The organism is Serratia sp. (in: enterobacteria) (assembly GCF_052400455.1).
GTDB classification, from domain to species: domain Bacteria; phylum Pseudomonadota; class Gammaproteobacteria; order Enterobacterales; family Enterobacteriaceae; genus Serratia; species Serratia ureilytica.
The window spans coordinates 2,863,284-2,885,884 of the sequence record NZ_CP185812.1; the positions used below are offsets into that span (position 1 = coordinate 2,863,284).

Below are 22,601 nucleotides of genomic sequence, written 5' to 3' on the forward strand. Positions count from 1 at the left end.
GGCCCGCCTTCACCCGTTACTGACATCGACAATCCGCAGTTCATAAACCATCGTCGCGTTTGGCGGGATCTGCGGCGCATAGCCAGTTTCACCGTACGCCAACGCCGGCGGCACCACCATCGTCAGCGAGCCGTGATTTTTCAGATGGCCGATAGCCTCGCGGAACAACGGCGGATAGGCGGAGAGCGGCTGGGACATCACCTTCCCACTGCGATCCATATCCTGAATCACGCGACCGTCGGTTAAACTTTCTTTCACCACGATATCCACCCGCGCGTTTTCCGTAATGGCCTCATCACCCGCATAATCGATGCGATACCAGAAACCGGAAGGCGACTTCTGCGTGCCCTTCTTCTTTTGGAACTCGGCGACGAAGGCCTCACCTTTGCTGGTCTGCGTCTTCGCCGCCTGGTTTCTGGCGTCGTTCACCGCTTTTTCCGACTCCGCCAGTGCGCTGGTCAACTGCGCATCGCTCAACTGGTAATGGCCGTTGAAGGTATCGATCACGCCCGCCAGCAGCGCGGTTTTGTCGGGCGTGATACCCCAATTTTTACGTTCCGCCAGCATTGTTTGAATATCGCGTCCCAAAGCGACACCGGCGGCATAGCTCTGTTGCTCCGGCTTTTTCTTCAGCGCTTGCCTATCCGGCAGCCATTTGGCCCGCGATCTCAGCCCGTCCAGTTCCTCACGCAAGGCTTGCTGCGCCTGATGCGCGGCCGCCAGCTCCGTCGCCGTTTTATTTGCCTGTTGCGCCGCTTTATCCCGTTGCTGCGCAGCCTGCGCGCTTTCCGCCGTCAGCGCCGCCAGACGCTGTTCCAGCGCCTTAGCCTGCTCGGTTTGCGTCTTGTTTTTTTCCTGCAGCTGCGCCAGCTGCTGCTGAAGTTCACCCGCCGCTTTGGCGGCCTCGGCCTTTTGCTGCTCCAGCGCCATCTTCAGTTTTTTCTCTTGCTGCTCGGCCTGCTGGCGTTGGTCATCACGCTCTTTTTGCAGCGCTGCCAACTGCTGCTGAAGTTCGCCCGCCGTTTTGGCGGCCTCGGCCTTTTGCTGCTCGAGCGCCATCTTCAGGTTTTTCTCTTGCTGCCCACCCTGCTGGCGTTGGCTTTCCTGCTCTTTTTGCAACTGCGTCAGCTGCTGTTGCAGTGCCCCTAGCGCCTTGGCGGCTTCGGCCTTCTGCTGTTCCAGTTCAGCGGCGGCCGCTTTTCGGTCCTGTTCATAACGCTGGCGCGCTTTATCGTTGGCAGCCTGCGCCGCCGCCAGTTTCTCCTGCCAAACCTGTTGCTGCGCGTTATCAGACTGTTTTGGCAACGCCGCCAACCGTTGCTCCAGCGATGCGATGCGTCGATCCCGCTCCTCGGTTTGCTGCTTTTGCCGCGCTAACGCCGCTTGCGCCTCGGTGATTTGCGCCTGAGCCTTACGCTCCTGCGGCGTCAGGTTCAGCGCCTGTCGCACGCCGCTGGCAAAGTCGCTCAACGCGCTCAGATCGGGCGCCGGAGCCGGTTTATCGGCAACCGCCAGGGAAGACGCGACGCGCAACGCGGTCAGCTCCTGCTGCAGTGATTGAATAGCGGCTTGCTGTTGTTCCAGTCGAGTCTCTTTCTCACGCAGCGCCTTTTGCAACTGCGTCAGTTGCTTTCTCTGCGCAGCCGTTTCACGAAGTTGAACCGGCCGGGACGCCGGCTTTTGGATTTCCCGGGGCGGGGTAACCGCGGCGTCAGCCGCCGGTGCATCCTGTTGCTGGTAGCGCTCGGCAAACTGCAATAACGCCGGCACATCGTCATCCGCAGCGGCCACCGCCGGCGCAAACGCCAACGGTATCATCAGGCTCAGTAACGCCTTTCTCGCACGCGGGGTCATTGGGTGCGCTCTCCACGCTCAGCCAGACCGGTCATCATGGCAGAACTGATGTCTGCGCACAGACGGCTGGTGCGATAACGATACAGGGCGTCAACGGTTTCCTGCGTCCCCGTGTTGACCCGCTGACGCACCCCGGCATACTGCGCGGCGCCGCCCATCAAAGCATCGAATTCGCGTTTGAATTTTTGGTATTTTTCGTTATCCATGCCGCGCATGGCATCCAGCTCGCGCTGGCACTGCTGCATGCGTTCGGCCTCACGTTGCCGTTTGTCTTGCTCCGCAATTTCTTCTGCGCTGGGGGGCTTATTTAAGGTAGAAACAGGCCGCTTGGTGGTCTGGCAGCCGGTCAGGGCCAAGGTCAGCAAAAGCGCAGCGGTCAAACAGTGTGCCGTTCGGGTCATTATCGTTATCTCCTTGTAAAGTCCGCCGTCGACGTGCTCTGTGGCTGCGCCGACGGCTCTCCTCATTGGTGCTGTGATGTTCCGGCCATAAAAACCGGCGGTGATCAGGTATAAAATGCAGACGCGGTGATGAACGGCAGAGCGCAAATCATTCACCACGCCAATACATACCAAAAAATCATTTAATATTATGATATTTAAAGGATTTTAACTCACAAACTTATCAGCAGGGCATGACGAGCGCAAGAGAAGAGATGGCGCCTGACCGAGCGAGCAACAGTGCAGGAATGGGCGCAGTGTCTTAACAAGGCATAAAAAAAGCCCCGGCAAAACGCCGGGGTCTGGTACTTGCGTGATCACCGAAGGCCAGTGACACGCAAAGGGGTCTTACGGCCCGGAAACCGGTTATCAAACGCGGTTAGCTGCGTGTTTATGCGCTTTGCGCCAAGGGGTCAACCAAGGCCAGCGCGTTTTTCATCGCCTCCACCATTTCGCCATCCACGCAATAATGGCTAAATTCGTCAAACTCGTTATCGGAACACATGGTGACCCCCGCCTTGCGATAACGCATGGTCGATGGCACCAGATGGCCGGAAGAGCTGTGCAATTCATGCAGGCCGATATCGACAAACTTGTGCAAATTGCTCAGACGCACGCCGGCGCCCGCCATGATCACCGGGCCCTGGCTGGCCTGACGCAAATCACGCAACAGCGGCAGGCCCAGTTCGGCGCTCTGCTGTTGACCGGAAGTCAGAATGCGCGCCACGCCCAGGTCGGTTAGTTGCTCCAGCGCCACCATCGGGTTTTGACACATGTCGAATGCGCGATGGAACGTGACGGCCATCCCCTCGCACAACGTCATTACCTCGCGCATCCGCGGCAGATCGATATGCCCTTCTTCGTCCAGCATGCCGACGACCACGCCGGGGAATCCCAACTCGCGGATCTGGCGGATATCCTGCTTGATCACCTCGAAATCCACCGCGCCATAACAGAAATCGCCACCGCGAGGGCGTACGATCGGATGAACCGGAATCGAAACCCGTTCCCGCGCCAAACGCAGCGTGCCATAACTCGGCGTCAATCCGCCCTCGCTCTGGCTGGCGCATAACTCGATACGATCGGCGCCCGCCCGTTCGGCCGTTAGCGCGCAGTCGACGCTAAAGCAACAAACTTCCAGTTTTATCATTGTCACCCCCAGATAACGGCCAACATACGGCGGCAATTGTTCATTTCTTCATTTCTCACGTAGGCTCATGCTTAGGCATAAACCGGCTCAGGGTTGTAACTATGGCATTCAATTTTGATCAATGGGTAGACCGCAGTCACAGTGACAGCGTTAAGTGGGATAAATATCGCGACAGCGACATCATTCCGCTGTGGGTCGCCGACAGCGACTTCGCCTCCCCGCCGGCGGTCATCGACGCCTTGCAGCGGCGCGTGGCGCACGGCGTGTTCGGCTACACGCACCCATCCCCCGATCTTCTTGAGGTTTTTACCCGCCGCATGGTAGAGCGCTACCGCTGGCACATCAAGCCTGAATGGATCCTTTTCCTGCCCGGCCTGGTGTGCGGCTTGAACCTGTGCGTGCGCGCCTTCACCGAAGACCATCAGAGCACGCTCGCGCCCAGCCCCATTTATCCGCCATTTCGCAAAGCGGCCAAATTCGCCGGGCGCAAGCACCTCTCGGTACCGCTGGCGGCAACAGGCCAACGTTGGGTGCTGGATTTTTCCGCGCTGCATGGGCAGCTCAGCGGCAATGAGAAGCTCCTGCTGCTGTGCAACCCGCAAAATCCCGGAGGCACCGTTTATCGTCGAGAAGAGCTGTCGCAGCACCATCAGTTCGCCCGCGAGCACGATTTAATCGTCTGTTCGGATGAAATCCACTGCGAATTGCTGCTTGAACCCGGCGCACGGCATATTCCTTTCGCCACCCTGAGCGAAGACGCGGCCCAGCGCAGCGTAACGCTGATGTCGCCGTCAAAGGCGTTTAATCTCGCCGGGCTGGGCGCCTCGATGGCGATCGTCCCTAATGAGGCGCTGCGACAAAAGCTGAAACGTGCGCGCAGCGGCATCGTGCCGGAGGTCAATCTGCTGGCGCTGGTCGCCGCCCAAGCGGCCTATCAATACGGGCAACCCTGGCTGGACGAGCAGTTGATTTATCTGCGCGCCAATCGCGATCGGGTGACAGAGCGCATCAACGCCATGCCGGGATTGAGGTTGTTGCCGATTGAAGCCACCTATTTGGCCTGGATCGACTGCGGCGCATTGCCGGTAGACAATCCGCATCAGTTCTTCGAGCGTGCGGGCGTTGGATTAAGCGCCGGTTTGGATTTTGGCGATCGGCGCTTTGTACGACTGAACTTCGGTTGCCGGCGGGCTCTGCTCGATGAAGCGCTCGATCGCATGGCGCGGGCCTGCGCCACGCTGTTCGACTAGTCTTGCTCGCTGGCGACAATGTCCCGAATGGAGTAAGGATGAAACTTGATCGTGACCGTTCCATCGGTGATGGCCAGCGTCGGGTTCGGCAACCGCTCGCCCTCGCCTTTTGGCGAGCTTTGCTTCCAGTTTGATCCCCGGCGCCAGCAACGCTTCATCAGCGAGATGGCTCAACGCGCGGGCGTGCAACGTCTGCGGATCGCCGCTCAGCACTAGCTCGACATGTTCCCACCCTTCATGCGGATACCGTTTCTCCCCGGGATACGGCAGCTCGACGCAATCTATCCGCCACGGCCCCACGGCCAGCGGCTGCTGTAAATCAAACAGACAGATAGGCCGCCCGTTGATCATCGATTCGGACAACAGTGTCCCGCACTGCATCAATCCCTGGCGCCAGCGTTCGGCGGTAGCGTTCTGGTGACAGCGCAAGGAAATGTGATCGGCGGTAAACGAGGACAGGTCAAGCTGCAATCTGGCGGCGAATTGTTGCAACGCCTGCTCGAAACGCGGCAGGTCGAGCCTCAGATCGTCAAGCTCGGCAATGGCCTGCAAGGGATTGGTCATAGAAACCTCAAAACAACGAGCGCAAAGTTAAACGCCGTAATTTACACGGTGGCGACGGCGCTCGCCAGAGTGGCGAGATTTTTCAGCGGCAGTACAGCATAATTTTCGGTTCTGGATGGAGGACGAAAAACCCAGCGCTTATTAAGATGGCAGCTTATTAATTCGGCAATTAAATAAAAAATAGGATTTTTCGCAATCCATTATATCATTTCCTTATGACAGTAAAATTTAAGTTATTTTGCACAAAACCCTCCGCCACCTGCGGGCCAAATCGATTGATTTTTTGCGCTTAATCAAACCTCGCCCACTTATATAAGTCACACAAAACCACAAGCTTAACCAATTGTAAACAAAGAGAATGCCGCACAAAAAATGATGAAAAAGTAAGGATTATCTTAATTTAATGCCGGGCAATTGATTCACCCACTCAACTCGGCTACTTTGGGGGAAATTTAAATTAGAGATGATCATTATGTTATTGCTGACGATATCCTTGGTGTTGATAATTATCGCCGTATACGCCATCTACCGTCATTTTAAATCTCGCAGCACCAATACGCTGGATTCCGGTCGCCGCAATAAAAAACGCTAGCCCCTCATTTTTTCCACCGTATATCTTCTCTCGGTTGTCCATCTTTTATCCCCACGGCAATAACGCGCGCCTCCGCAACTGTTTCATCGCTGCGGTCGCGCCAACTGCTGACGGGCTCCCTCAGATCGGTTACAATTGCAGGCTGTTTTGTGGAGGTCGCCGCCGCCCGCGCGCCGTTGGCCACCACCGTTGAATCCCTCGGGGGCTGGTTTCGGCCCCTCGTTCGTCATTAAGGTAACCCGGTGAATATTCAGGTTCTTCTTTCAGATAAAGTCAGCCAGGCGCTGATCGCAGCTGGCGCGCCAGCCGATTGCGAAGCGCAGGTCCGCCCATCCGCCAAGGCGCAGTTTGGTGATTACCAGGCCAACGGCGTGATGTCAGTCGCCAAAAAGCTGAGCATGCCGCCCCGTCAGCTGGCGGAAAAAGTGGTGCAACTGCTGGATCTCGGCGACGTCGCCAGTAAAGTGGAAATCGCCGGCCCCGGCTTTATCAATATCTTCCTGAACAGCGACTGGGTCGCCCGCCAGGCCGACCAGGTGCTGAACGCACCGAAATTGGGCATTGCGCCGGTTGAACCGCAAACCATCGTTATCGACTATTCCGCGCCGAACGTGGCGAAAGAAATGCACGTCGGCCACCTGCGCTCCACCATCATCGGCGACGCCGCAGCGCGTACTCAGGAGTTTCTGGGCCATAAAGTGATCCGCGCCAACCACGTCGGCGACTGGGGCACCCAGTTCGGCATGCTGATTGCCTACCTGGAAAAAATGCAGAATGAAAACGCCAGCGATATGGGCTTGTCCGATCTCGAGCAGTTCTACCGCGAAGCCAAGAAGCATTACGATGAAGACGCCGAGTTCGCCGAGCGCGCACGCGCTTACGTCGTGAAGCTGCAGGGCGGCGATCAATACTGCCTGAAAATGTGGCGCAAGCTGGTCGACATCACCATGGCGCAAAACCAGCTGACCTATAACCGCCTGAACGTCACGCTGACCGAAGACGACGTGATGGGCGAAAGCCTGTATAACGCGATGCTGCCGGGCATCGTCGCCGATCTGAAAGCCAAAGGGCTGGCGGTGGAAAGCGAAGGCGCCACCGTGGTGTTCCTCGACGAATACCAGAACAAGGACGGCGACCCGATGGGCGTCATCATCCAGAAAAAGGATGGCGGCTACCTCTACACCACCACCGATATCGCCTGCGCCAAGTATCGCTACGAGACCCTGGGCGCCAATCGCGTGCTGTATTACATCGATTCCCGCCAGCATCAGCACCTGATGCAGGCCTGGACCATCGTGCGCAAAGCCGGTTATGTGCCGGAGTCCGTCTCGCTGGAACATCACATGTTCGGCATGATGCTGGGCAAAGACGGCAAGCCGTTCAAAACCCGCTCAGGCGGCACCGTGAAGCTCTCCGATCTGCTGGATGAAGCCATCGAACGCGCCGAACAGTTGATCGCCGGCAAAAACCCGGACATGCCGGAAGACGAAATGAAGACCATCGCTCGCGTGGTCGGTATCGGCGCGGTGAAATACGCCGATCTGTCGAAAAGCCGCACCACCGACTATGTTTTCGACTGGGATAACATGCTGGCCTTCGAAGGCAATACCGCGCCTTATATGCAATACGCCTATACCCGTGTGGCATCGGTATTCAAACGCGCCGGGATCGACGAAAGCAGCCTGACGCTGCCGCTGACCCTGACCGAAGAGCGTGAAATTGCGCTGGCCACTCGCCTGCTGCAGTTCGAAGAGGTGCTCACCGCCGTCGCGCGTGAAGGCACGCCGCACGTCATGTGCAGCTACCTGTACGATCTGGCCGGCTTGTTCTCCGGCTTCTACGAGCACTGCCAGATCCTGAACGCCGACAGCGAAGAAGCCCGTCAGAGCCGCCTGAAGCTGGCGCTGCTGACCGCCAAAACGCTGAAAACCGGCCTGGATACGCTGGGCATCGAAACCGTCGAGCGCATGTAAACCGCGCCGCGCAGAAAAGCAAAAAAGGTCGCCGTGGCGACCTTTTTTTTACGCTTTCACTCGGCTCAGACGACCCGGCGCGCGAAATCACGCGGGCGGAAACCCAACCCGGCCAGCACGCCGAAGTAGGCTACCACACCGGCCACCACCACCGCCGCCAAGCGCAGCAAACGCTCCAGCATGTTGCCCTGATCCCAGGCCGGCATCAGCCACATCAAGCCAATCAGCACGGCCGACATCACCAGCACGGCAATCACCAGCTTGGTGAGGAACAGCGCCCAACCCGGCTGTGGCTGGAAGATTTTCTGCTTGCGCAGCTGCCAATACAGCAGCGCGGCGTTCAGGCAGGCCGCCAAACCGATCGACAGCGCCAGGCCGGCATGCTTCAGCGGACCGATAAACGCCAGGTTCATCACCTGCGTCATGATCAGCGTAATGATGGCGATCTTGACCGGGGTTTTGATGTCCTGACGCGAATAAAAGCCCGGCGCCAGCACCTTAACCACGATCAGCCCCATCAGCCCCACCGAGTAAGCCACCAGCGCGCGTTGCGTCATCGCCGCGTCAAAGGCGCTGAACTTGCCGTACTGGAACAGCGAGACGGTCAACGGTTTGGCCAAAATACCCAGCGCGATGGCGCTCGGCAGCGCCAGCAGAAAGCACAGGCGCAGCCCCCAATCCATCAGGCGCGAATACTCGTCGTGGTTGCCGCTCGAGAAGCTTTTGGCCAGCGACGGCAGCAGGATGGTGCCCAATGCCACGCCCAGCACGCCGGAAGGAAACTCCATCAGGCGGTCGGCATAGTACATCCAGGACACCGAGCCGGACACCAGGAACGATGCGAAGATCGTGTTGATGATCAGCGAGATTTGGCTGACCGACACCCCAAGGATCGCCGGCCCCATCTGGCGCATCACCCGCCAGACCCCGGCGTCGCCCAATTTGATGCGCGGCAGCACCAGCATGCCGATCTTGCGCAGGTGCGGCAGCTGATAGCCCAGTTGCAGCACGCCGCCGACCACCACCGCCCACGCCAGCGCCAGCACCGGCGGGTGGAAATACGGCGCGGCGAACAGCGCGAAGCCGATCATGCTGACGTTAAGCAGCGTTGGCGCAAAGGCCGGGATCGAGAAACGGTTCCAGGTATTGAGGATCGCCCCCCACCAGCGAGGCCAGCGAAATCAATAGAATATAGGGGAAGGTAATGCGCAGCAGCGCCGACGTCAGCGCAAACTTGTCGGGCGTATCGGTAAAGCCCGGCGCAGTGATATAGATCACCCAGGGCGCGGCCAGCATCCCCAGCACCGTCACCACCGCCAGCACCAACGTCAACAGCCCGGAGACATAGGCGATAAAGGTGCGCGTCGCTTCCTCGCCCTGCTGGCTCTTATATTCCGCCAGGATCGGCACGAAAGCCTGCGAAAATGCGCCTTCGGCAAAGATACGACGCAGCAGGTTAGGAAGTTTGAACGCCACGAAGAAGGCGTCCGTTGCCATGCCGGCCCCGAACACGCGCGCGACGATCGCATCGCGGGCAAAGCCCAACACCCGCGAAAACATCGTCATCGAGCTGACGGCAGCCAAGGATTTGAGTAGGTTCATGTGGTTGTCTGATAGGTACCGTAAATATCAACGCCTGCAACAGCAGGCGTCAGTGAAACAATCGGCTCAGTTTACGCATCCGGAAAAGAATAGCTACCGCCATATGTTACATAGAGTTATCGCGTAACAAACGCTCGACCACCCGCTGCGCAACCAGCGCCTGCTCGCCGCCGGTTTCCGGCGCGCTCTGATTGGCGACGGCGCAGAGGAAATGCCGCACCGCCCCGTCGAAACCGCGTTGCACCAGCGTGCTTTGCCAACCCGGCACCGGCTGTTCCAACTCGCCCTGCGCATCTTCGCGCAGCCAGTGGCGCATATCGGTCAACTGATACAGCGCGCCGTCTGTCACCGCCTGCACGCTTTCGCGCTGGCTGCCGCCGCGGCGATGCATACTGGTCGTCACCAGCGTATCGCCACAGGCGAAGTGGTGCTCGGCGTACAGCATTTCGCCTGCAGCGTTGGCGCGCACGCTGCCGCTCAGCAGTTGCTCGCCTCCGCCCGCCAGCCACAGGGCGGTGTCCACCACGTGCAGATAGTCATCCAGCAGGGTAAAGCGCAGATCGTGAGGGCCGACGCTGTCCGCCCGATGTTTATCCATGCGAATGGAGGCGGGCTGATTCATTTGCTGCTTGAGTTGGCGGTAAAGCGGCGCGAAACGGCGGTTGAACCCCACCATCAGCGTTTTGCCCCGCCGCTCGGCCAGCTCAAGCAACTGCTCGCCCTGCTCCAGCGTTTCCGCCAGCGGCTTATCGACGTAAACATGTACGCCACGGTTAAGCAGCTCGCCAATGACCGAAAAATGGCTGGCGGTGCTGCTGTGGACAAAGACCGCATCGCACTGTTCGGCCAAGCTGTCCAGCCGAGGGAAACAGGCCATGCGGTAGCTGTCGCACAGCGGCTGCGCTTTCTGTTGATTAGGCGAGAAGCCGCCCACCAGCGTCCAGTCCGCCGCCTGACTGAGGATCGGCAGGTAGGCCTTCTGCGCGATGCTGCCCAGCCCCACCACGCCCACGCGCAATTTAGTCATGCGTTTCCCTCGCCAACAGTTGCTGCACCTGCCGTTTCAGCTCCGCCACGTCGTTTTCCAACGCGCTGACCCTGGCGCTCAATTCACCGTCGATCTCCGACTCGAGCGCCGGCGGCGCCTCATCGATTGGCCCGCTGAACAGATGCATGAAGCGGCTTTCGCGCTTGCCCGGCTCGCGCGCCAGGCGCACTACGAACGGGCCGTCTTCGCGCGTGGTCAACTGCTGCAGCACCTGTTCGACCTCGCTGACATCGCTGAACTCGTGCATTCGGTTGGTGCGCGTGCGCAGCTCGCCCGGCGTTTGCGCGCCGCGCAGCAGTAAGGTGGCGATCACCGCCAGTTCGGCGGGAGAGAGCTTAAGCTGGCCAAACTCGGAATTGCAAAATCGCTGCTCGTATTTCACGACCCGATTGCCGAACCCGCTGAGGGTGCGCAGGAAATGTTTGCGCAGCAACAGATCGAGGAGTTGCTGCACCTCGCTTTCGCTCAGATCCATCACCGGCTCGCGGTTGGTCTTTTGGTTACACGCCAGGGTAATGGCGTTAAGCGAAAGCGGGTATTGGTCCGGCGTCGTCACCTGTTTTTCCAACAGGCAGCCGATGACCCGGGCCTCTTTGGCGTTCAATTCATATTTCATCGTTTGGCCTCAACGTGGGGGTAGCCACTCTTTATTGGTGTATGCCGTCAAAACGTGGTCTTGCCACTTGCCGTCGATCAGCAGGTAATCTTTGGCGTAACCTTCGCGTTCGAATCCCAGACGCGTCAGCAATGCGCCGCTGCGCTGGTTATGCGGCATATAGTTGGCCATGATGCGGTGCATGCGCTGTTGGCGCAGCATATAGCGGATGGCGGACTGCAAGGCTTCGAACATCAACCCCTGCCCCTGCCATTTCTCCCCCAGCGAATAACCGAGGAAACAGGCGTGAAACGAACCGCGCAACACGTTGCTGAAGTTCGCCACGCCGCGGACTTCCTGCTCTTCCGGATCGAGCAGGATAAAATAGTAGGCGCTGCCCTGCTTTTGCATTTCAGCGATCATCCCCAGGCGCGCCTGCCAGCCGGACGGATAACAATGGCTTTCATCGCGCACCGGCTCCCAGGGTTTGAGAAAGGTCCGGTTCTCGGCATAATAGTCCGCCAGACGATAGGCGTCCCGTTCATGCACTAAACGGACCACCATCCGGTCGGTAGTAAGACGTACTTTTGGCGATGCAGAGCGGTAGCCGAACATCATTTCCCCCGCGGTCAAAACGGTTCGATAAGAAGTATTTATTAGGAAGCGTCGAGGATAATTATCCGACGCCGATCTGAGGCCATGACTTTATGTTGCCAATAGCGCCTCAGAACCGCGCTCCCTTGCATTCAATATAACCGTAGGCCGCCCCCGAGGTAAAATACCGGCCGCTCAGTAAATCGCCGAATACGCGTTTTACGGCGTTTTTCCGCCAATTTTGCAGTTCAGGTAACACCTTGACGATAAAAAAATATTATCTACTCCGCCCCTGTCGCCGTCCGCCAATTGGGTAGAGAATGGTGGGGTTGCCTTCCCCCTCTCTCTTAATTGCTCATGGTGATGCATGTCTCTGGTGTCGCAAGCGCGCAGCTTGGGTAAATATTTTCTGTTGCTCGACAACCTGCTGGTGGTTTTAGGCTTCTTTGTCGTGTTCCCGCTTATTTCGATCCGCTTCGTCGATCAGCTGGGATGGGCCGCGCTGATCGTCGGCATCGCGCTGGGTTTGCGTCAGTTGCTGCAACAAGGGCTCGGCATCTTTGGCGGCGCGGTCGCCGATCGCTTTGGCGCCAAGCCGATGATCGTCACCGGCATGCTGCTGCGCGCCGCCGGTTTCGCCACCATGGCGATGGCCGATGCGCCGTGGATCCTGTGGTTCTCCTGCGCGCTGTCGGCCCTCGGCGGCACGCTGTTCGATCCGCCGCGCACCGCTTTGGTGATCAAACTGACCCGTCCGCACGAACGCGGCCGCTTTTTCTCGCTGTTGATGATGCAGGACAGCGCCGGCGCGGTAGTCGGCGCGCTGATCGGCAGTTGGCTGCTGCAATACGATTTCCACTTTGTCTGCTGGGTCGGGGCGGCGATCTTCGTGCTGGCCGCAGGCTGGAACGCCTGGTTACTGCCGGCTTATCGCATCTCCACCGTGCGCGTACCGATGAAAGAAGGCATGTTGCGGGTCGTGCGCGATCGCCGCTTCCTCACCTATGTCCTGACGCTGACCGGCTACTATATGCTGGCGGTACAGGTGATGCTGATGCTGCCGATCGTGGTCAATGAAATTGCCGGCTCACCGGCGGCGGTGAAATGGATGTACGCGATCGAAGCGGCGCTGTCGCTGTCGCTGCTCTATCCGCTGGCGCGTTGGGGTGAAAAACATTTTCGGCTTGAACAACGCCTGATGGCGGGCCTGCTGCTGATGACGCTCAGCCTGCTGCCGATCGGCCTTGCCAGCAGCCTGCAAGGCGTGTTCACGCTGATCTGCTGTTTCTATCTGGGTTCGATCATCGCCGAGCCGGCGCGCGAAACGCTCAGCGCGTCGCTGGCCGATCCGCGGGCGCGCGGCAGCTACATGGGTTTCAGCCGCCTCGGGTTGGCGTTGGGCGGTGCGTTGGGATATACCGGCGGCGGTTGGATGTACGATACCGGGCGGATGATGAACATGCCGGAGCTGCCCTGGCTGCTGCTCGGCGCCGTCGGCTTCGCCACGCTGCTGGCGCTGTACTGGCAATTCAGCCCGCGGCGCAACGCGTCGGTGATACTGCGCGGCGGCTAACGCCATAGAAATCCGGCCGAATCGGCAACAGCTGCTATCCTGTTAGTAAAAACACCCACAGGAGCCCGTCGGCATGAGCGAAGAAGCCAAATTACCGCAACTACTCGAACATATGATACTGAACTTGCGCATGATTTATGCGCGCTCCACCCTGGTGGAAAAGGCGCTGGCGCATATCCTCGCCAGCGACGCCGGCCTGAAAAACGATATTATCAAACAGCTGCAGGTCGTCACCGCCGCAAACGAACGCGATCAGATCGATTTGGAACAAGCCCGCATTCACCTGATCGATGTGCTCAACTCGGTACCGGTCAAGAAATAGCACTCCTCGCCCGCGCCTGTTGCGCGGGCAATATCGCAATAACGCACCATCCAACACACGCGTTTCAAGACAGCCTCGATAAGCTGTGGTAACTATTGCTGTTAAAACCTGACAACCCGGAGCAAGCATGAAACTGTTCATTTACGATCATTGCCCATTCTGCGTTAAAGCCCGCATGATTTTCGGCCTGAAACATCTGCCGATTCGCCTGGTCACGTTGCTCAACGACGATGAGACGACCCCGTTCAATCTGATTGGCAAAAAAATGGTGCCGATCCTGATCAAAGACGACGGCGAAGCAATGCCGGAAAGCCTGGATATCGTGCGCTATGTCGATGGCTTGGACGGCAAACCGGTGCTGACCGGCCGCACCAACCCGGCCATCGCCGAGTGGTTGCGCCGGGTCGACAGTTATGCGGCCAAATTGCTGTTGCCGCGTATTGCGCATGCCGATTTCGAAGAATTTGCCACCGACAGCGCCCGCCGTTACTTTATCGATAAAAAGCAGGCGTCAATCGGTGATTTCGCCGAGCATCTCGCCAACAGCGCCGATCTGATCGCCGAACTGGAGGCCGACCTGCAAACGCTGTCACCGCTGATCGTCTCCGCCGACGCCGTGAACGGCGAGCTTTCTGAGGACGATATTCATCTGTTCCCGCTGCTGCGCTCATTGTCGATCGTCGCCGGGGTTGCCCTGCCGGACAACGTGGAAGCCTACCGCAACCGCATGGCGCAGCGCAGCGAAGTGCCGTTGCTGCTGGATATGGAACAATAACGTTCGACAGTCACAAAAAGGATATGGCGTACTGATGCTGAAAATGGTGCTCGCCACCGCTCGCGATCGGGCGCGGCTGAAGGAAATTACTTCCGTTCTGATTCGTTATGGTTTGCAAGACGTTCTGCGCCTGCTGGGCCTGGGGGCGTTGCTGCATGGCGCCCGCGGTGAGCCCGCACGGCAGAGCGCGCAGCCCCTCCCTCAGCGGCTGCGCGAAGCGCTCGAGGCGCTCGGCCCAACCTTCGTCAAATTCGGCCAGATCCTGGCCACGCGTTCTGACCTGCTGGATCCGGCCTGGACCGACGAACTGGATCGTCTGCACAGCCAGGCGGCGGTGTTGCCATGGGAAATGCTGGCGCCGCAGATCGTTGCCGATCTCGGCGATGATCCCGAGCAGCTGTTTGCCGAATTCGATCGCACACCGCTGGCCGCGGCGTCGATGGCGCAAATTTACCGCGCGCGCCTGCACAGCGGCGAACAGGTAGTGGTGAAAGTGCTGCGCCCCGGCCTGGCAAAAACCATTCACGCCGATCTGCGGCTGCTGGCCTCGCTGGCGGAAACCGTGGAGCAGCAGAGTCAGGCGCTGGCGCGCTATCGACCACGGCAGATGGTCAGAGCGCTGGCGACGGCGCTCAATCATGAACTGGATTTGACCCATGAAGGGCATAACTGCGATCGCGTCGCCGGCATGTTTGCGCGTGAACCCGACGTGGTCGTGCCGAAAATCTATTGGCAATGGTCTTCCCCGCGTCTGTTAGTGCAGGAATACTTGCCCGGCACCGCGCCGGAGAACCCCCGGCAGTTGGCGGAAGCGGGATTTGACGGCCCGCTGCTGGCGCGGCGCGGCGCCCGCGCCTTTATGAGCATGGTGCTGGAGCACCGGCTGTATCACGCCGATCCGCACCCCGGCAACGTGATGGCGCTGAGCGGCGATCGCGTCGGCTTCATCGACTTCGGCATGGTGGGTCAGTTGTCCGAACGGCGGCGCAACCAGTTGCTCCTGCTGCTGCAGGCCATCGCCGATCGTCAGTCCGAAGGCATCGTCAACACGCTGATCGCCTGGTCGGACAGCGAACCGCTGGATCTGATGGACCTGGAGCTGGCGGCGCAAAACTTTCTCGACAAGCAGGCCGCCGCCACCCTGACGCTCGGCAAAGCCCTCACTGACCTGTTGGTGATGGCGCGTGAGCACCAGCTGGCGCTGCCGCCGGATCTGGTGCTGCTGTTCAAGGCCTTAATCACCGCCGACGGCGTGCTGCACCGGCTGGATCCGGCCTTTGACATCGTCGCCACGCTCAAACCGATGCTGCAACAAACGGTGCTGCAACGTTATGCCCCAGACGCCGTGCGCCAACGGCTCTTGACCCTGGGCGGGGAAGCGCTCGACGCCGGAGAGGAGCTGCCGCAAACCCTGCGGCTGTTGGTGCGCCGCCTGAAACGCGGGCAGCTCAATGCCGATATTAACGTCAAGAACCTCGGTCAGTTGAGCAAAGCGCTGGAGCGCAGCGCCGTTACCCTGGCCATCGCCATCGTCACCGCCGCTTTTGCCCTGGGGCTGGCGCCTTATCTGATGCATTCGTCGCTGCGGCTGTGGGGCATTCCGCTGTTCCCGCTGTTGGGAGGCGCAGCCTGCCTGGCCGGCGTGATCCTCTTGGCGCTGCGATTAAGGCGCTGACGCTTTCGGCGTTATCCGATAGGTCTCGCCCTGTTTTACGCGCACTATTCCCGCCATACCGCCGCCTGCCGTTTTCACGCGCAGGCGGAGCGTTTATAATGATTAATCAATTATCTGCAGCACTTTTCGCCAGCAGTCGCAATGAGGCATTAATGAAGAAGATCCTGATGGGCGCAGCCGCCCTGCTGTTCGCCGGCGTATTGGCCGGTTGCAATCAACTGACCCAGTACACCCTGAGTGAGCAGGAAGTGAATGACTACCTGCAGAAACATAACGACTATCAGAAGCAAATCGGCGTGCCCGGCCTGCTGGACGCCAACATCGTGCTGACTCAGTTGCAAAGCCAGATCGGCCGCAGCGAACCGGGTAAAGTCACCCTTTCCGGCGACGCCAAGGTCAACATCACGTCGATTCTCGGCCCGCAGACCGCTGATCTGAAGCTGACGCTGAAGGCGCAGCCGGTTTATGACCGGGCGCAGGGCGCCATTTTCCTGAAGGACATGGAGCTGACCGATTACAGCGTGCAGCCGGAAAAAATGCAGACGGTGATGAAAGCGCTGACGCCGTATCTGAACCAGTCGCTGAAATCCTACTTCGACCAAAAGCCGGCTTATGTGCTGAATCCTGACAACAGCAAAACCGAAGCGCTGGCGAAAAAACTGGCGAAAGGGTTGGAAGTGAAACCGGGTGAATTGGTGATTCCGTTCAGCGACTGACGCCGCCTGAGAACATCAAGCCCGCCGCTCGGCGGGCTTTTTACTGCCGGGAAAGCGTTACTGTGGGGCGCTGTAGGCGATTTCGCCGGTGTTGCAGTTGAGCGTCACGTTGTAGGTTTTATCTGCCTTGGTGCCACGCACCGTCAACGGCACCTGCCATACCTGATCCTTGCCGCTGATGGCATCCGGGCTAACCCAGGCAATCGGCGTTGCGGTACCCAGCAGCTTTTTGTCCGACTCCCAGCGCGTAATGCGGTTCTGCAAGAAGTCGCGCTTGACCTGGGCGGCGATATCCGCCGGCTGCAGGCCCGCACACTGCCCCACCTTGGCGGCGCGCTGTTCGTGATCCTGCGCCCACACCGCCGTCGATGCTCCCATCATGGCCAACAAGGCGATAGCCAAACCCGTTTTTTTCATATGTCCTCCCGTTGTGATTAGCGCTATCCGGGCGCCCATCCCTGGCTCACAACAGGGCTTCGGCAAAGGGTTACCGTTTGACGAACTCAATGACAAACAGCGCATCCAGGCCCGGATAGATTTCCTTGATCACCTGCTTCAGTTCGCCGAGCGACATGTTCTCCTGCTGTGCGTGGCGTTCGGTCAGCGCATCCAGGCGCACCGGCGTTACCGACAGCACTTCGATAAAGCAGAAAAATACGCCGTCCTCATTGCGGCTGACGCGCAATACCTCGCCCGGTTCAAAATGCGATTCACTGGCATCCCGAATGGTGATGGTTTTACGCCCGGCCAGAATGTCTTGCTCAAAGCGGCTGAAGAAAGTTATTTCACGGCTCATTTTAGATCCTTTTTCATCACAACACCGCAACATAAGTCATTATGCCGCCTGCTTTTCTGACGCAGATCCCTCTTTTGGGGTAGAGGCCGCTTTTTTCGCTTTGCTTTCCGCCGGTTTCTTGAGGGTTTCCGCCGGCGATGCGCCGCGCAGAATCAGGCCCAGCGCATCCTTGTTTTCCGCCAGGAAGAAGCTCAGCCCTTCGCGCTGTTCGTCATCCAGGTTCAGCGGCGCCTGCTGCAGCCACTCCCCAAGGTTGTCCGCCAGATCCAGCATTTTGTCGTAGGCGTCGGCTTCTTTCTTGCTCGCGAAAGTCATTTTTTCCTCACCGTTTCTCACCACCACATATTTAACTTCAACCGCCATGCGTGCGTCCTCAAATACTCAAATTACTGTTATTATATACAGTATAAATAGATCGTGGCGGGAAGGCAAACCGCCGCCCGCCCTTGGCTTATTTCAGCAGCCGCACCTTGCAGCTTTTGCCTTTGATTTTGCCCTGCTGCAACTGTTGCAGCGCCTTGCGCGCGCTGGCTTTGCGGATCGCGACATAGGCATGCACCGGGAACATATCGATCTTGCCCACTTCCGCCGCCGTCAGCCCGGCATCACCGGTCAGCGCCCCGAGAATATCGCCGGGACGGATCTTCGCCTTGCGGCCGCCGTCGATGCACAGCGTCACCATTTCCGCCTCCAGCGAGCCGTTGGCCGCCCCGCTCAGCTCGGACACCGGCGACCAGTCAACGCTCATCTGCAGATAGTCTTCAATCGCGTGCGCACGCGCCATTTCCTGTGGCGTGCACAGGCTGATCGCCAACCCGCTCATGCCGGCGCGGCCGGTACGGCCAATACGGTGCACATGCACTTCGGGATCGAACGCCAGCTCGTAGTTGACCACCAGCTCCAGCTCTTTAATATCCAGCCCGCGTGCGGCGACGTCGGTCGCCACCAGTACCCGGCAACTGCGGTTGGCGAAACGCACCAACACCTGGTCGCGGTCGCGCTGTTCCAGATCGCCATGCAGCGCCAGCGCGCTGATGCCGCGGGCCTCCAGGGCCTCAAGCACCGTCTGACAGTCGCGTTTGGTATTGCAGAACACCACGCAGGACGCGGGTTGATGATAGCGAATGGCCGACACCAGCAGCGCTGGGCGCTGATCGCGCGTGGTCTCATAAAAGCGTTGTTCGATGGAGGTCTGCGCTTCGCCATCGTCCACCTCGACGCTCAGCGGCTGGCGTTGAACGCGCGCGCTGATGCGCTCGATGCCTGCCGGGTACGTGGCGGAAAACAGCAGCGTCTGACGTTGCGGCGGCGTATAGCTGATCACATCGTCGATGTCGTCGGCGAACCCCATGTCCAGCATGCGATCGGCCTCATCCAGCACCAGCACCTTCAGCTCGTCCAGCTGCAGCGTTTTCTTGCGCAGGTGTTCCTGGATACGGCCCGGCGTCCCCACCACGATGTGCGGCGCATGCACCAGCGAATCGAGCTGCGGCCCCATCGGCTGGCCGCCGCACAGCGTCAGGATCTTGATGTTTTGCGTAAAACGCGCCAGGCGACGCAGCTCTTTGCTCACCTGATCGGCCAGCTCGCGGGTGGGACAAAGCACCAGCGCCTGCGTGGCGACCTGACCGACGACGATACTGTTCAGCAGACCAATGCCGAAGGCCGCCGTTTTACCGCTGCCGGTTTTCGCCTTGGCGCGCACGTCCCGCCCTTGCAGGATGGCGGGCAATGCGGCGGCCTGTACCGGCGTCATTTCGGCGTACCCCAGTTCGTTGAGGTTGGCCAACTGTTCGGCTGGCAGCGGCAGGGAAGAAAAAGAAACTGTGCTCACGGCGATAACTCTTATATGACGAATGGAATGGCGGCGCGCCCGCAGGTAAGCGCCGAATCAGCGGTAAATGATAACAGAGATGGGCGGCGTTACGGGGTGCGGGCATAAAAAAACCCGCCGGCGGCGGGTTTCTTGGCAACGCAGTCGTTAAATCGCAACGACGTTGGCTGCGGCTGGGCCACGTTGGCTGTCCTGGATGGAGAACTCAACCTGCTGGCCTTCAGCCAGGGTCTTGAAACCATCGCTGACGATAGCGGAGAAATGAACGAAAACGTCTTTAGAGCCGTCGGCAGGGGTGATAAAGCCGAAACCTTTGCTTTCGTTGAACCATTTAACGTGACCAGTGATCTTGCTCATTTGTGTTTCCTTTACTTGATAAACCTGCCTTGACGGCACGAGACGCGAAAACCTCTCGATAAGTAGGCCTTCTTTCGCCGTCGGTTATTAACGCACAATCGCTCATACAGGGCAAATATTTCTGTTTGTTATAAAAACAGCCAGTTAGCAACAAAACCGGCGCGGCGGCTGCGCGCGCAATCGTTTTCGTATATACTGCCCGCCGATCATCAATCCGCTTACTTTCACCGATCCAGGTACGAAACTATGTTAACGATTGGAACCGCCCTGCGCCTTTCCGCCACCCGCGTCATGTTGCTCGGCTCAGGCGAGCTGGGTAAAGAAGTCGCCATTGAATGCCAGCGCCTCGGTCTGGAGGTGATCGCCGTCGATCGCTACGCCGATGCGCCGGCCATGCATGTGGCGCACCGCAGCCACGTCATCAATATGCTGGACGGTGACGCGTTGAAAGCCGTCATCGAACACGAGCGGCCGGACTATATCGTTCCCGAAATCGAAGCGATCGCCACCGCCATGCTGGTCGAGCTTGAACGCCAGGGCCACCGCGTAGTGCCCTGCGCCGAAGCCACACGCCTGACCATGAACCGTGAAGGCATCCGTCGTCTGGCGGCGGAAGAGCTCGGTCTTCCCACCTCCAGCTACCGCTTTGCCGACAGTGAAATCGCCTTCCGCCAGGCGGTTGAGCATATCGGCTACCCGTGCATCGTCAAACCGGTGATGAGCTCTTCCGGCAAAGGCCAGAGCCTGATCCGCACGCCCGAACAGCTGCAAAGCGCCTGGGATTACGCCCAACAGGGCGGCCGTGCCGGCGGTGGCCGGGTGATCGTCGAAGGGCTGGTAAGATTTGATTTTGAAATTACGCTGCTGACCATCAACGCCGTGGATGGCGTGCATTTCTGTGAGCCGATCGGGCACCGTCAGGAGGATGGGGATTACCGCGAATCCTGGCAGCCGCAACGCATGTCGGCTACGGCGCTGAGCCGGGCCCAGGCTATCGCCGAGAAAGTGGTGAAGGCCCTGGGGGGCTTCGGGCTGTTCGGCGTGGAGCTGTTCGTTTGTGGCGACGACGTGATCTTCAGCGAAGTGTCGCCACGCCCGCACGATACCGGCATGGTCACGTTGATTTCACAGGATCTGTCTGAGTTCGCCCTGCACGTGCGCGCGTTTCTCGGTTTGCCGATCGGCGCTATCCGCCAGTTCGGCCCTTCCGCTTCAGCGGTGATCCTGCCACAGCTCACCAGCACCGATGTGCGCTTCAGCGGATTGGAAAACGCGCTGCGCGGGCACAACCAGCTGCGTCTGTTCGGCAAGCCGGAAATCGCCGGCCAGCGCCGCCTGGGTGTAGCGCTGGCAACGGCGGACACCACGGAACTCGCGGTGGAGCTGGCGAAACAGGCCGCCGCCGCCGTGGCGGTCAACCGCTAAAACTGACGGGGCCGCTTGCGCGGCCCCGATAACATCAATAGTCTTCGTCTTCTTCAGCATCGTCATCCCGCGACGCCTCCGGCGCGGCATCCTGCTGTTCGTCTTCGTCATCGAACAGCACCGCGACATGAGCGCCCTGATGCTTCTCACGAATTTCCTGCGCAACGCGAGCAATGGCCTCACCGCTGCTCATGCCCTGTTCCATCAGCTGATGGATGCGATCCGCCGCTTCCTGCTGCTCCGCGTGGCTCAGTAATGGCATACCTGCATGCATGTGTCGTTCTCTCCGGCAAAAGGGAGAAGGAGTATACGCGCTAACGCGGCGGATCCCAACGTCTTGTGCCTCAGGCCGGCTGTGAACAGCCGTTATCGTTGCGCCACTGCTTTAAACGGTGCCGCCACAGCATGACATGCCACCCCTGCTTCACGCCGCGCGCATTGGCGAGCATCGCTCTGTCGATGCCACGTTGGTAAAACTCTTCGGTAATCTGATTCTGAGCGGCCGGATCCGGCTCACGGCGAATGCTGTGGCAAATCCCCAGCGCTTCGCGGGTGATCTGCCAATGGAACGCCGGCCGAATGGCGATGGTGCTCGCATAACGCAGGTTGAGCCGCTCCAGCATTTCGACGATTTTCATATAGTGGCGCTGATAATCCACGTTAGCCTTGCCGGTGCGACGGCGATTGCTGATCGACTTGTCGTGCACCCGTTGGCGGTACAGCGGCGTGCTTAAATATTTGACCCGCTTGGCATTAAACATGACCTCCGTCGTCCAGGGAATATCCTGGTGATGTAAGCCCGGTTCAAAATAGAGCCGATGCTGGCGGATAAAATCGAGACGATATATCGCCAACCACACAACGTGAATAAACTTTCGCGATTTCAACGCGCGTTCGAACCATTGAACGCCAGTGATAACATCAGTGGTGCGTAAACGCTCCTGAGGAAAAATCGGCTGCAATTCGTCCTCGCTGGCAAAATAGCGTTCGCCATTGCATTGCATCACGCCTAATTGGTGCCGTTCGGCCTGCTCCAGCAGCGTGGAATACATTTCCGGTGCCAGCAGATCGTCAGCGTCGGGAAACGCCACGTATTTTCCTCGGGCAACGGCGAGCCCGGCATTACGCGCATTGGAAACGCCGGCGTTCGCCTGATCGATAACCCGAATATGCGGATGCGCCGCCGCATAGCGGTGGGCGACCTCCCCCGAACCGTCGGTGGAACCATCGTTAACGATGATCACCTCCAACCGCTGTTCTCGTTGAGCAAGCAACGAAGCCAGGAAAGGTTCTAACAGTTCTCCCGCATTGTGCATCGGGACGATGACGCTCAGCATTAACGACATAGGCAGCTCTTCAATAATAATGTAACAAAATGATAATTTTATTTTTTTGAAAAATAGAAATCGCTTCAGCGCCCGAGCGAAATATGACGCAAACATTCACATTTCCGCCGCGAGCTAAAT

Annotated in this window: 22 protein-coding genes and 2 pseudogenes; 8 read left to right on the top strand and 16 right to left on the bottom strand. The window is 59.0% G+C overall.

Annotated elements, in window-relative coordinates:
- Positions 1-9 precede the first annotated feature (9 nt).
- From ACORQT_RS13860 to cutC, 3 genes are all read right to left on the bottom strand, one after another.
- Positions 10-1,854 (bottom strand): FKBP-type peptidyl-prolyl cis-trans isomerase N-terminal domain-containing protein, encoded by a 1,845-nt coding sequence (locus ACORQT_RS13860; protein ID WP_444859182.1) that lies wholly within the window; start codon positions 1,852-1,854, stop codon positions 10-12.
- Positions 1,851-2,255, bottom strand: a complete 405-nt coding sequence (locus ACORQT_RS13865) for a hypothetical protein (protein ID WP_164057247.1) — start codon at positions 2,253-2,255, stop codon at positions 1,851-1,853. Before ACORQT_RS13865 ends, ACORQT_RS13860 begins: the two co-directional genes overlap by 4 nt.
- 430 nt (positions 2,256-2,685) lie before the next feature.
- On the bottom strand, positions 2,686-3,444 hold the full coding sequence (cutC, locus tag ACORQT_RS13870) for a copper homeostasis protein CutC (protein WP_033643362.1): 759 nt from the start codon (positions 3,442-3,444) through the stop codon (positions 2,686-2,688).
- Between the two features lie 101 nt (positions 3,445-3,545).
- Here cutC and ACORQT_RS13875 point away from each other — a divergent pair, with 101 nt between their 5' ends.
- Positions 3,546-4,694: a MalY/PatB family protein gene (locus ACORQT_RS13875; protein ID WP_164057241.1), complete on the top strand. Its 1,149-nt coding sequence runs from the start codon at positions 3,546-3,548 to the stop codon at positions 4,692-4,694.
- On the opposite strand, the pseudogene ACORQT_RS13880 reads toward ACORQT_RS13875, so the two are convergent.
- Both ACORQT_RS13880 and ACORQT_RS13885 read right to left on the bottom strand, forming a co-directional pair.
- Positions 4,691-5,258, bottom strand: a pseudogene (locus ACORQT_RS13880) (VOC family protein). The gene ACORQT_RS13875 and the pseudogene ACORQT_RS13880 sit on opposite strands and share 4 nt — an antisense overlap.
- A 475-nt stretch (positions 5,259-5,733) precedes the next feature.
- Positions 5,734-5,892 carry a hypothetical protein gene (locus ACORQT_RS13885; protein WP_154219869.1) on the bottom strand — a complete coding sequence of 53 codons (159 nt, stop codon included), beginning with the start codon at positions 5,890-5,892 and terminating at the stop codon, positions 5,734-5,736.
- Positions 5,893-6,092: 200 nt separating this feature from the next.
- Between ACORQT_RS13885 and argS the strand changes: the two genes are divergently transcribed.
- The gene (argS, locus tag ACORQT_RS13890) at positions 6,093-7,823 is read left to right on the top strand and encodes an arginine--tRNA ligase (RefSeq protein ID WP_147880048.1); all 1,731 of its coding nucleotides are present in this window, start codon (positions 6,093-6,095) and stop codon (positions 7,821-7,823) included.
- 65 nt (positions 7,824-7,888) lie between these two features.
- On the opposite strand, the pseudogene murJ reads toward argS, so the two are convergent.
- The 4 genes and pseudogenes from murJ to rimJ form a co-directional block, all read right to left on the bottom strand.
- A pseudogene (murJ, locus tag ACORQT_RS13895) lies at positions 7,889-9,425 on the bottom strand (murein biosynthesis integral membrane protein MurJ).
- Positions 9,426-9,531: 106 nt separating this feature from the next.
- Positions 9,532-10,452, bottom strand: coding sequence for a Gfo/Idh/MocA family protein (locus ACORQT_RS13900; protein WP_163965483.1), 921 nt, complete (start codon positions 10,450-10,452; stop codon positions 9,532-9,534).
- On the bottom strand, positions 10,445-11,089 hold the full coding sequence (locus tag ACORQT_RS13905) for a YceH family protein (RefSeq protein WP_042784746.1): 645 nt from the start codon (positions 11,087-11,089) through the stop codon (positions 10,445-10,447). The genes ACORQT_RS13900 and ACORQT_RS13905 overlap by 8 nt, the downstream gene beginning before the upstream one ends.
- A 9-nt stretch (positions 11,090-11,098) precedes the next feature.
- A complete protein-coding gene (gene rimJ / locus ACORQT_RS13910) occupies positions 11,099-11,683 on the bottom strand; it encodes a ribosomal protein S5-alanine N-acetyltransferase (protein WP_033644290.1) in 585 nt (194 codons plus the stop codon).
- Positions 11,684-12,029: 346 nt separating this feature from the next.
- On the opposite strand from rimJ, the gene mdtH reads away from it, so the two are divergent.
- The 5 genes from mdtH to ACORQT_RS13935 all read left to right on the top strand — a co-directional run bounded on the left by mdtH (position 12,030) and on the right by ACORQT_RS13935 (position 16,723).
- On the top strand, positions 12,030-13,235 hold the full coding sequence (mdtH, locus tag ACORQT_RS13915; RefSeq protein ID WP_033643370.1) for a multidrug efflux MFS transporter MdtH: 1,206 nt from the start codon (positions 12,030-12,032) through the stop codon (positions 13,233-13,235).
- Positions 13,236-13,308: 73 nt separating this feature from the next.
- Positions 13,309-13,557 (top strand): hypothetical protein, encoded by a 249-nt coding sequence (locus tag ACORQT_RS13920; protein WP_033643371.1) that lies wholly within the window; start codon positions 13,309-13,311, stop codon positions 13,555-13,557.
- Positions 13,558-13,684: 127 nt separating this feature from the next.
- Complete coding sequence (grxB, locus tag ACORQT_RS13925; RefSeq protein WP_033650938.1) at positions 13,685-14,332, top strand: glutaredoxin 2; 648 nt, start codon at positions 13,685-13,687, stop codon at positions 14,330-14,332.
- Between the two features lie 34 nt (positions 14,333-14,366).
- Complete coding sequence (locus ACORQT_RS13930) at positions 14,367-16,007, top strand: ABC1 kinase family protein (protein ID WP_108680919.1); 1,641 nt, start codon at positions 14,367-14,369, stop codon at positions 16,005-16,007.
- Between the two features lie 152 nt (positions 16,008-16,159).
- On the top strand, positions 16,160-16,723 hold the full coding sequence (locus tag ACORQT_RS13935; protein WP_016927416.1) for a lipoprotein: 564 nt from the start codon (positions 16,160-16,162) through the stop codon (positions 16,721-16,723).
- Between the two features lie 57 nt (positions 16,724-16,780).
- On the opposite strand, the gene yebF is transcribed toward ACORQT_RS13935, so the two are convergent.
- The 5 genes from yebF to cspE form a co-directional block, all read right to left on the bottom strand.
- The gene (yebF, locus tag ACORQT_RS13940; protein WP_004927560.1) at positions 16,781-17,140 is read right to left on the bottom strand and encodes a protein YebF; all 360 of its coding nucleotides are present in this window, start codon (positions 17,138-17,140) and stop codon (positions 16,781-16,783) included.
- Positions 17,141-17,210: 70 nt separating this feature from the next.
- The gene (yqfB, locus tag ACORQT_RS13945; protein WP_004927562.1) at positions 17,211-17,519 is read right to left on the bottom strand and encodes a N(4)-acetylcytidine aminohydrolase; all 309 of its coding nucleotides are present in this window, start codon (positions 17,517-17,519) and stop codon (positions 17,211-17,213) included.
- A gap of 39 nt (positions 17,520-17,558) precedes the next feature.
- Positions 17,559-17,882: a YebG family protein gene (locus ACORQT_RS13950; protein ID WP_033643375.1), complete on the bottom strand. Its 324-nt coding sequence runs from the start codon at positions 17,880-17,882 to the stop codon at positions 17,559-17,561.
- A gap of 88 nt (positions 17,883-17,970) precedes the next feature.
- Entirely contained in the window at positions 17,971-19,353 is a 1,383-nt protein-coding gene (gene dbpA / locus ACORQT_RS13955) for an ATP-dependent RNA helicase DbpA (RefSeq protein WP_033643376.1), read from the bottom strand.
- A 147-nt stretch (positions 19,354-19,500) separates the two neighbouring features.
- On the bottom strand, positions 19,501-19,710 hold the full coding sequence (cspE, locus tag ACORQT_RS13960) for a transcription antiterminator/RNA stability regulator CspE (RefSeq protein WP_004927572.1): 210 nt from the start codon (positions 19,708-19,710) through the stop codon (positions 19,501-19,503).
- Between the two features lie 246 nt (positions 19,711-19,956).
- Between cspE and purT the strand changes: the two genes are divergently transcribed.
- On the top strand, positions 19,957-21,135 hold the full coding sequence (purT, locus tag ACORQT_RS13965; RefSeq protein ID WP_164057337.1) for a formate-dependent phosphoribosylglycinamide formyltransferase: 1,179 nt from the start codon (positions 19,957-19,959) through the stop codon (positions 21,133-21,135).
- 34 nt (positions 21,136-21,169) lie between these two features.
- On the opposite strand, the gene ACORQT_RS13970 is transcribed toward purT, so the two are convergent.
- Positions 21,170-21,409 carry a YoaH family protein gene (locus tag ACORQT_RS13970; RefSeq protein ID WP_033643378.1) on the bottom strand — a complete coding sequence of 80 codons (240 nt, stop codon included), beginning with the start codon at positions 21,407-21,409 and terminating at the stop codon, positions 21,170-21,172.
- A gap of 70 nt (positions 21,410-21,479) precedes the next feature.
- On the bottom strand, positions 21,480-22,481 hold the full coding sequence (locus tag ACORQT_RS13975) for a glycosyltransferase (RefSeq protein WP_444859183.1): 1,002 nt from the start codon (positions 22,479-22,481) through the stop codon (positions 21,480-21,482).
- Positions 22,482-22,601 lie beyond the last annotated feature (120 nt).

Bases quoted from the DNA above. Each gene is read 5' to 3' on its own strand.
- ACORQT_RS13970 (WP_033643378.1), bottom strand. From the start codon at position 21,409: ATGCATGCAGGTATGCCATTACTGAGCCACGCGGAGCAGCAGGAAGCG.
- rimJ (WP_033644290.1), bottom strand. From the start codon at position 11,683: ATGTTCGGCTACCGCTCTGCATCGCCAAAAGTACGTCTTACTACCGAC.
- mdtH (WP_033643370.1), top strand. From the start codon at position 12,030: ATGTCTCTGGTGTCGCAAGCGCGCAGCTTGGGTAAATATTTTCTGTTG.
- yebF (WP_004927560.1), bottom strand. From the start codon at position 17,140: ATGAAAAAAACGGGTTTGGCTATCGCCTTGTTGGCCATGATGGGAGCA.
- ACORQT_RS13975 (WP_444859183.1), bottom strand. From the start codon at position 22,481: ATGTCGTTAATGCTGAGCGTCATCGTCCCGATGCACAATGCGGGAGAA.
- ACORQT_RS13905 (WP_042784746.1), bottom strand. From the start codon at position 11,089: ATGAAATATGAATTGAACGCCAAAGAGGCCCGGGTCATCGGCTGCCTG.
- ACORQT_RS13860 (WP_444859182.1), bottom strand. From the start codon at position 1,854: ATGACCCCGCGTGCGAGAAAGGCGTTACTGAGCCTGATGATACCGTTG.
- ACORQT_RS13930 (WP_108680919.1), top strand. From the start codon at position 14,367: ATGCTGAAAATGGTGCTCGCCACCGCTCGCGATCGGGCGCGGCTGAAG.
- ACORQT_RS13900 (WP_163965483.1), bottom strand. From the start codon at position 10,452: ATGACTAAATTGCGCGTGGGCGTGGTGGGGCTGGGCAGCATCGCGCAG.
- ACORQT_RS13875 (WP_164057241.1), top strand. From the start codon at position 3,546: ATGGCATTCAATTTTGATCAATGGGTAGACCGCAGTCACAGTGACAGC.
- yqfB (WP_004927562.1), bottom strand. From the start codon at position 17,519: ATGAGCCGTGAAATAACTTTCTTCAGCCGCTTTGAGCAAGACATTCTG.
- ACORQT_RS13950 (WP_033643375.1), bottom strand. From the start codon at position 17,882: ATGGCGGTTGAAGTTAAATATGTGGTGGTGAGAAACGGTGAGGAAAAA.
- cutC (WP_033643362.1), bottom strand. From the start codon at position 3,444: ATGATAAAACTGGAAGTTTGTTGCTTTAGCGTCGACTGCGCGCTAACG.
- cspE (WP_004927572.1), bottom strand. From the start codon at position 19,710: ATGAGCAAGATCACTGGTCACGTTAAATGGTTCAACGAAAGCAAAGGT.
- ACORQT_RS13885 (WP_154219869.1), bottom strand. From the start codon at position 5,892: ATGGACAACCGAGAGAAGATATACGGTGGAAAAAATGAGGGGCTAGCG.
- ACORQT_RS13935 (WP_016927416.1), top strand. From the start codon at position 16,160: ATGAAGAAGATCCTGATGGGCGCAGCCGCCCTGCTGTTCGCCGGCGTA.
- grxB (WP_033650938.1), top strand. From the start codon at position 13,685: ATGAAACTGTTCATTTACGATCATTGCCCATTCTGCGTTAAAGCCCGC.
- ACORQT_RS13920 (WP_033643371.1), top strand. From the start codon at position 13,309: ATGAGCGAAGAAGCCAAATTACCGCAACTACTCGAACATATGATACTG.
- purT (WP_164057337.1), top strand. From the start codon at position 19,957: ATGTTAACGATTGGAACCGCCCTGCGCCTTTCCGCCACCCGCGTCATG.
- ACORQT_RS13865 (WP_164057247.1), bottom strand. From the start codon at position 2,255: ATGACCCGAACGGCACACTGTTTGACCGCTGCGCTTTTGCTGACCTTG.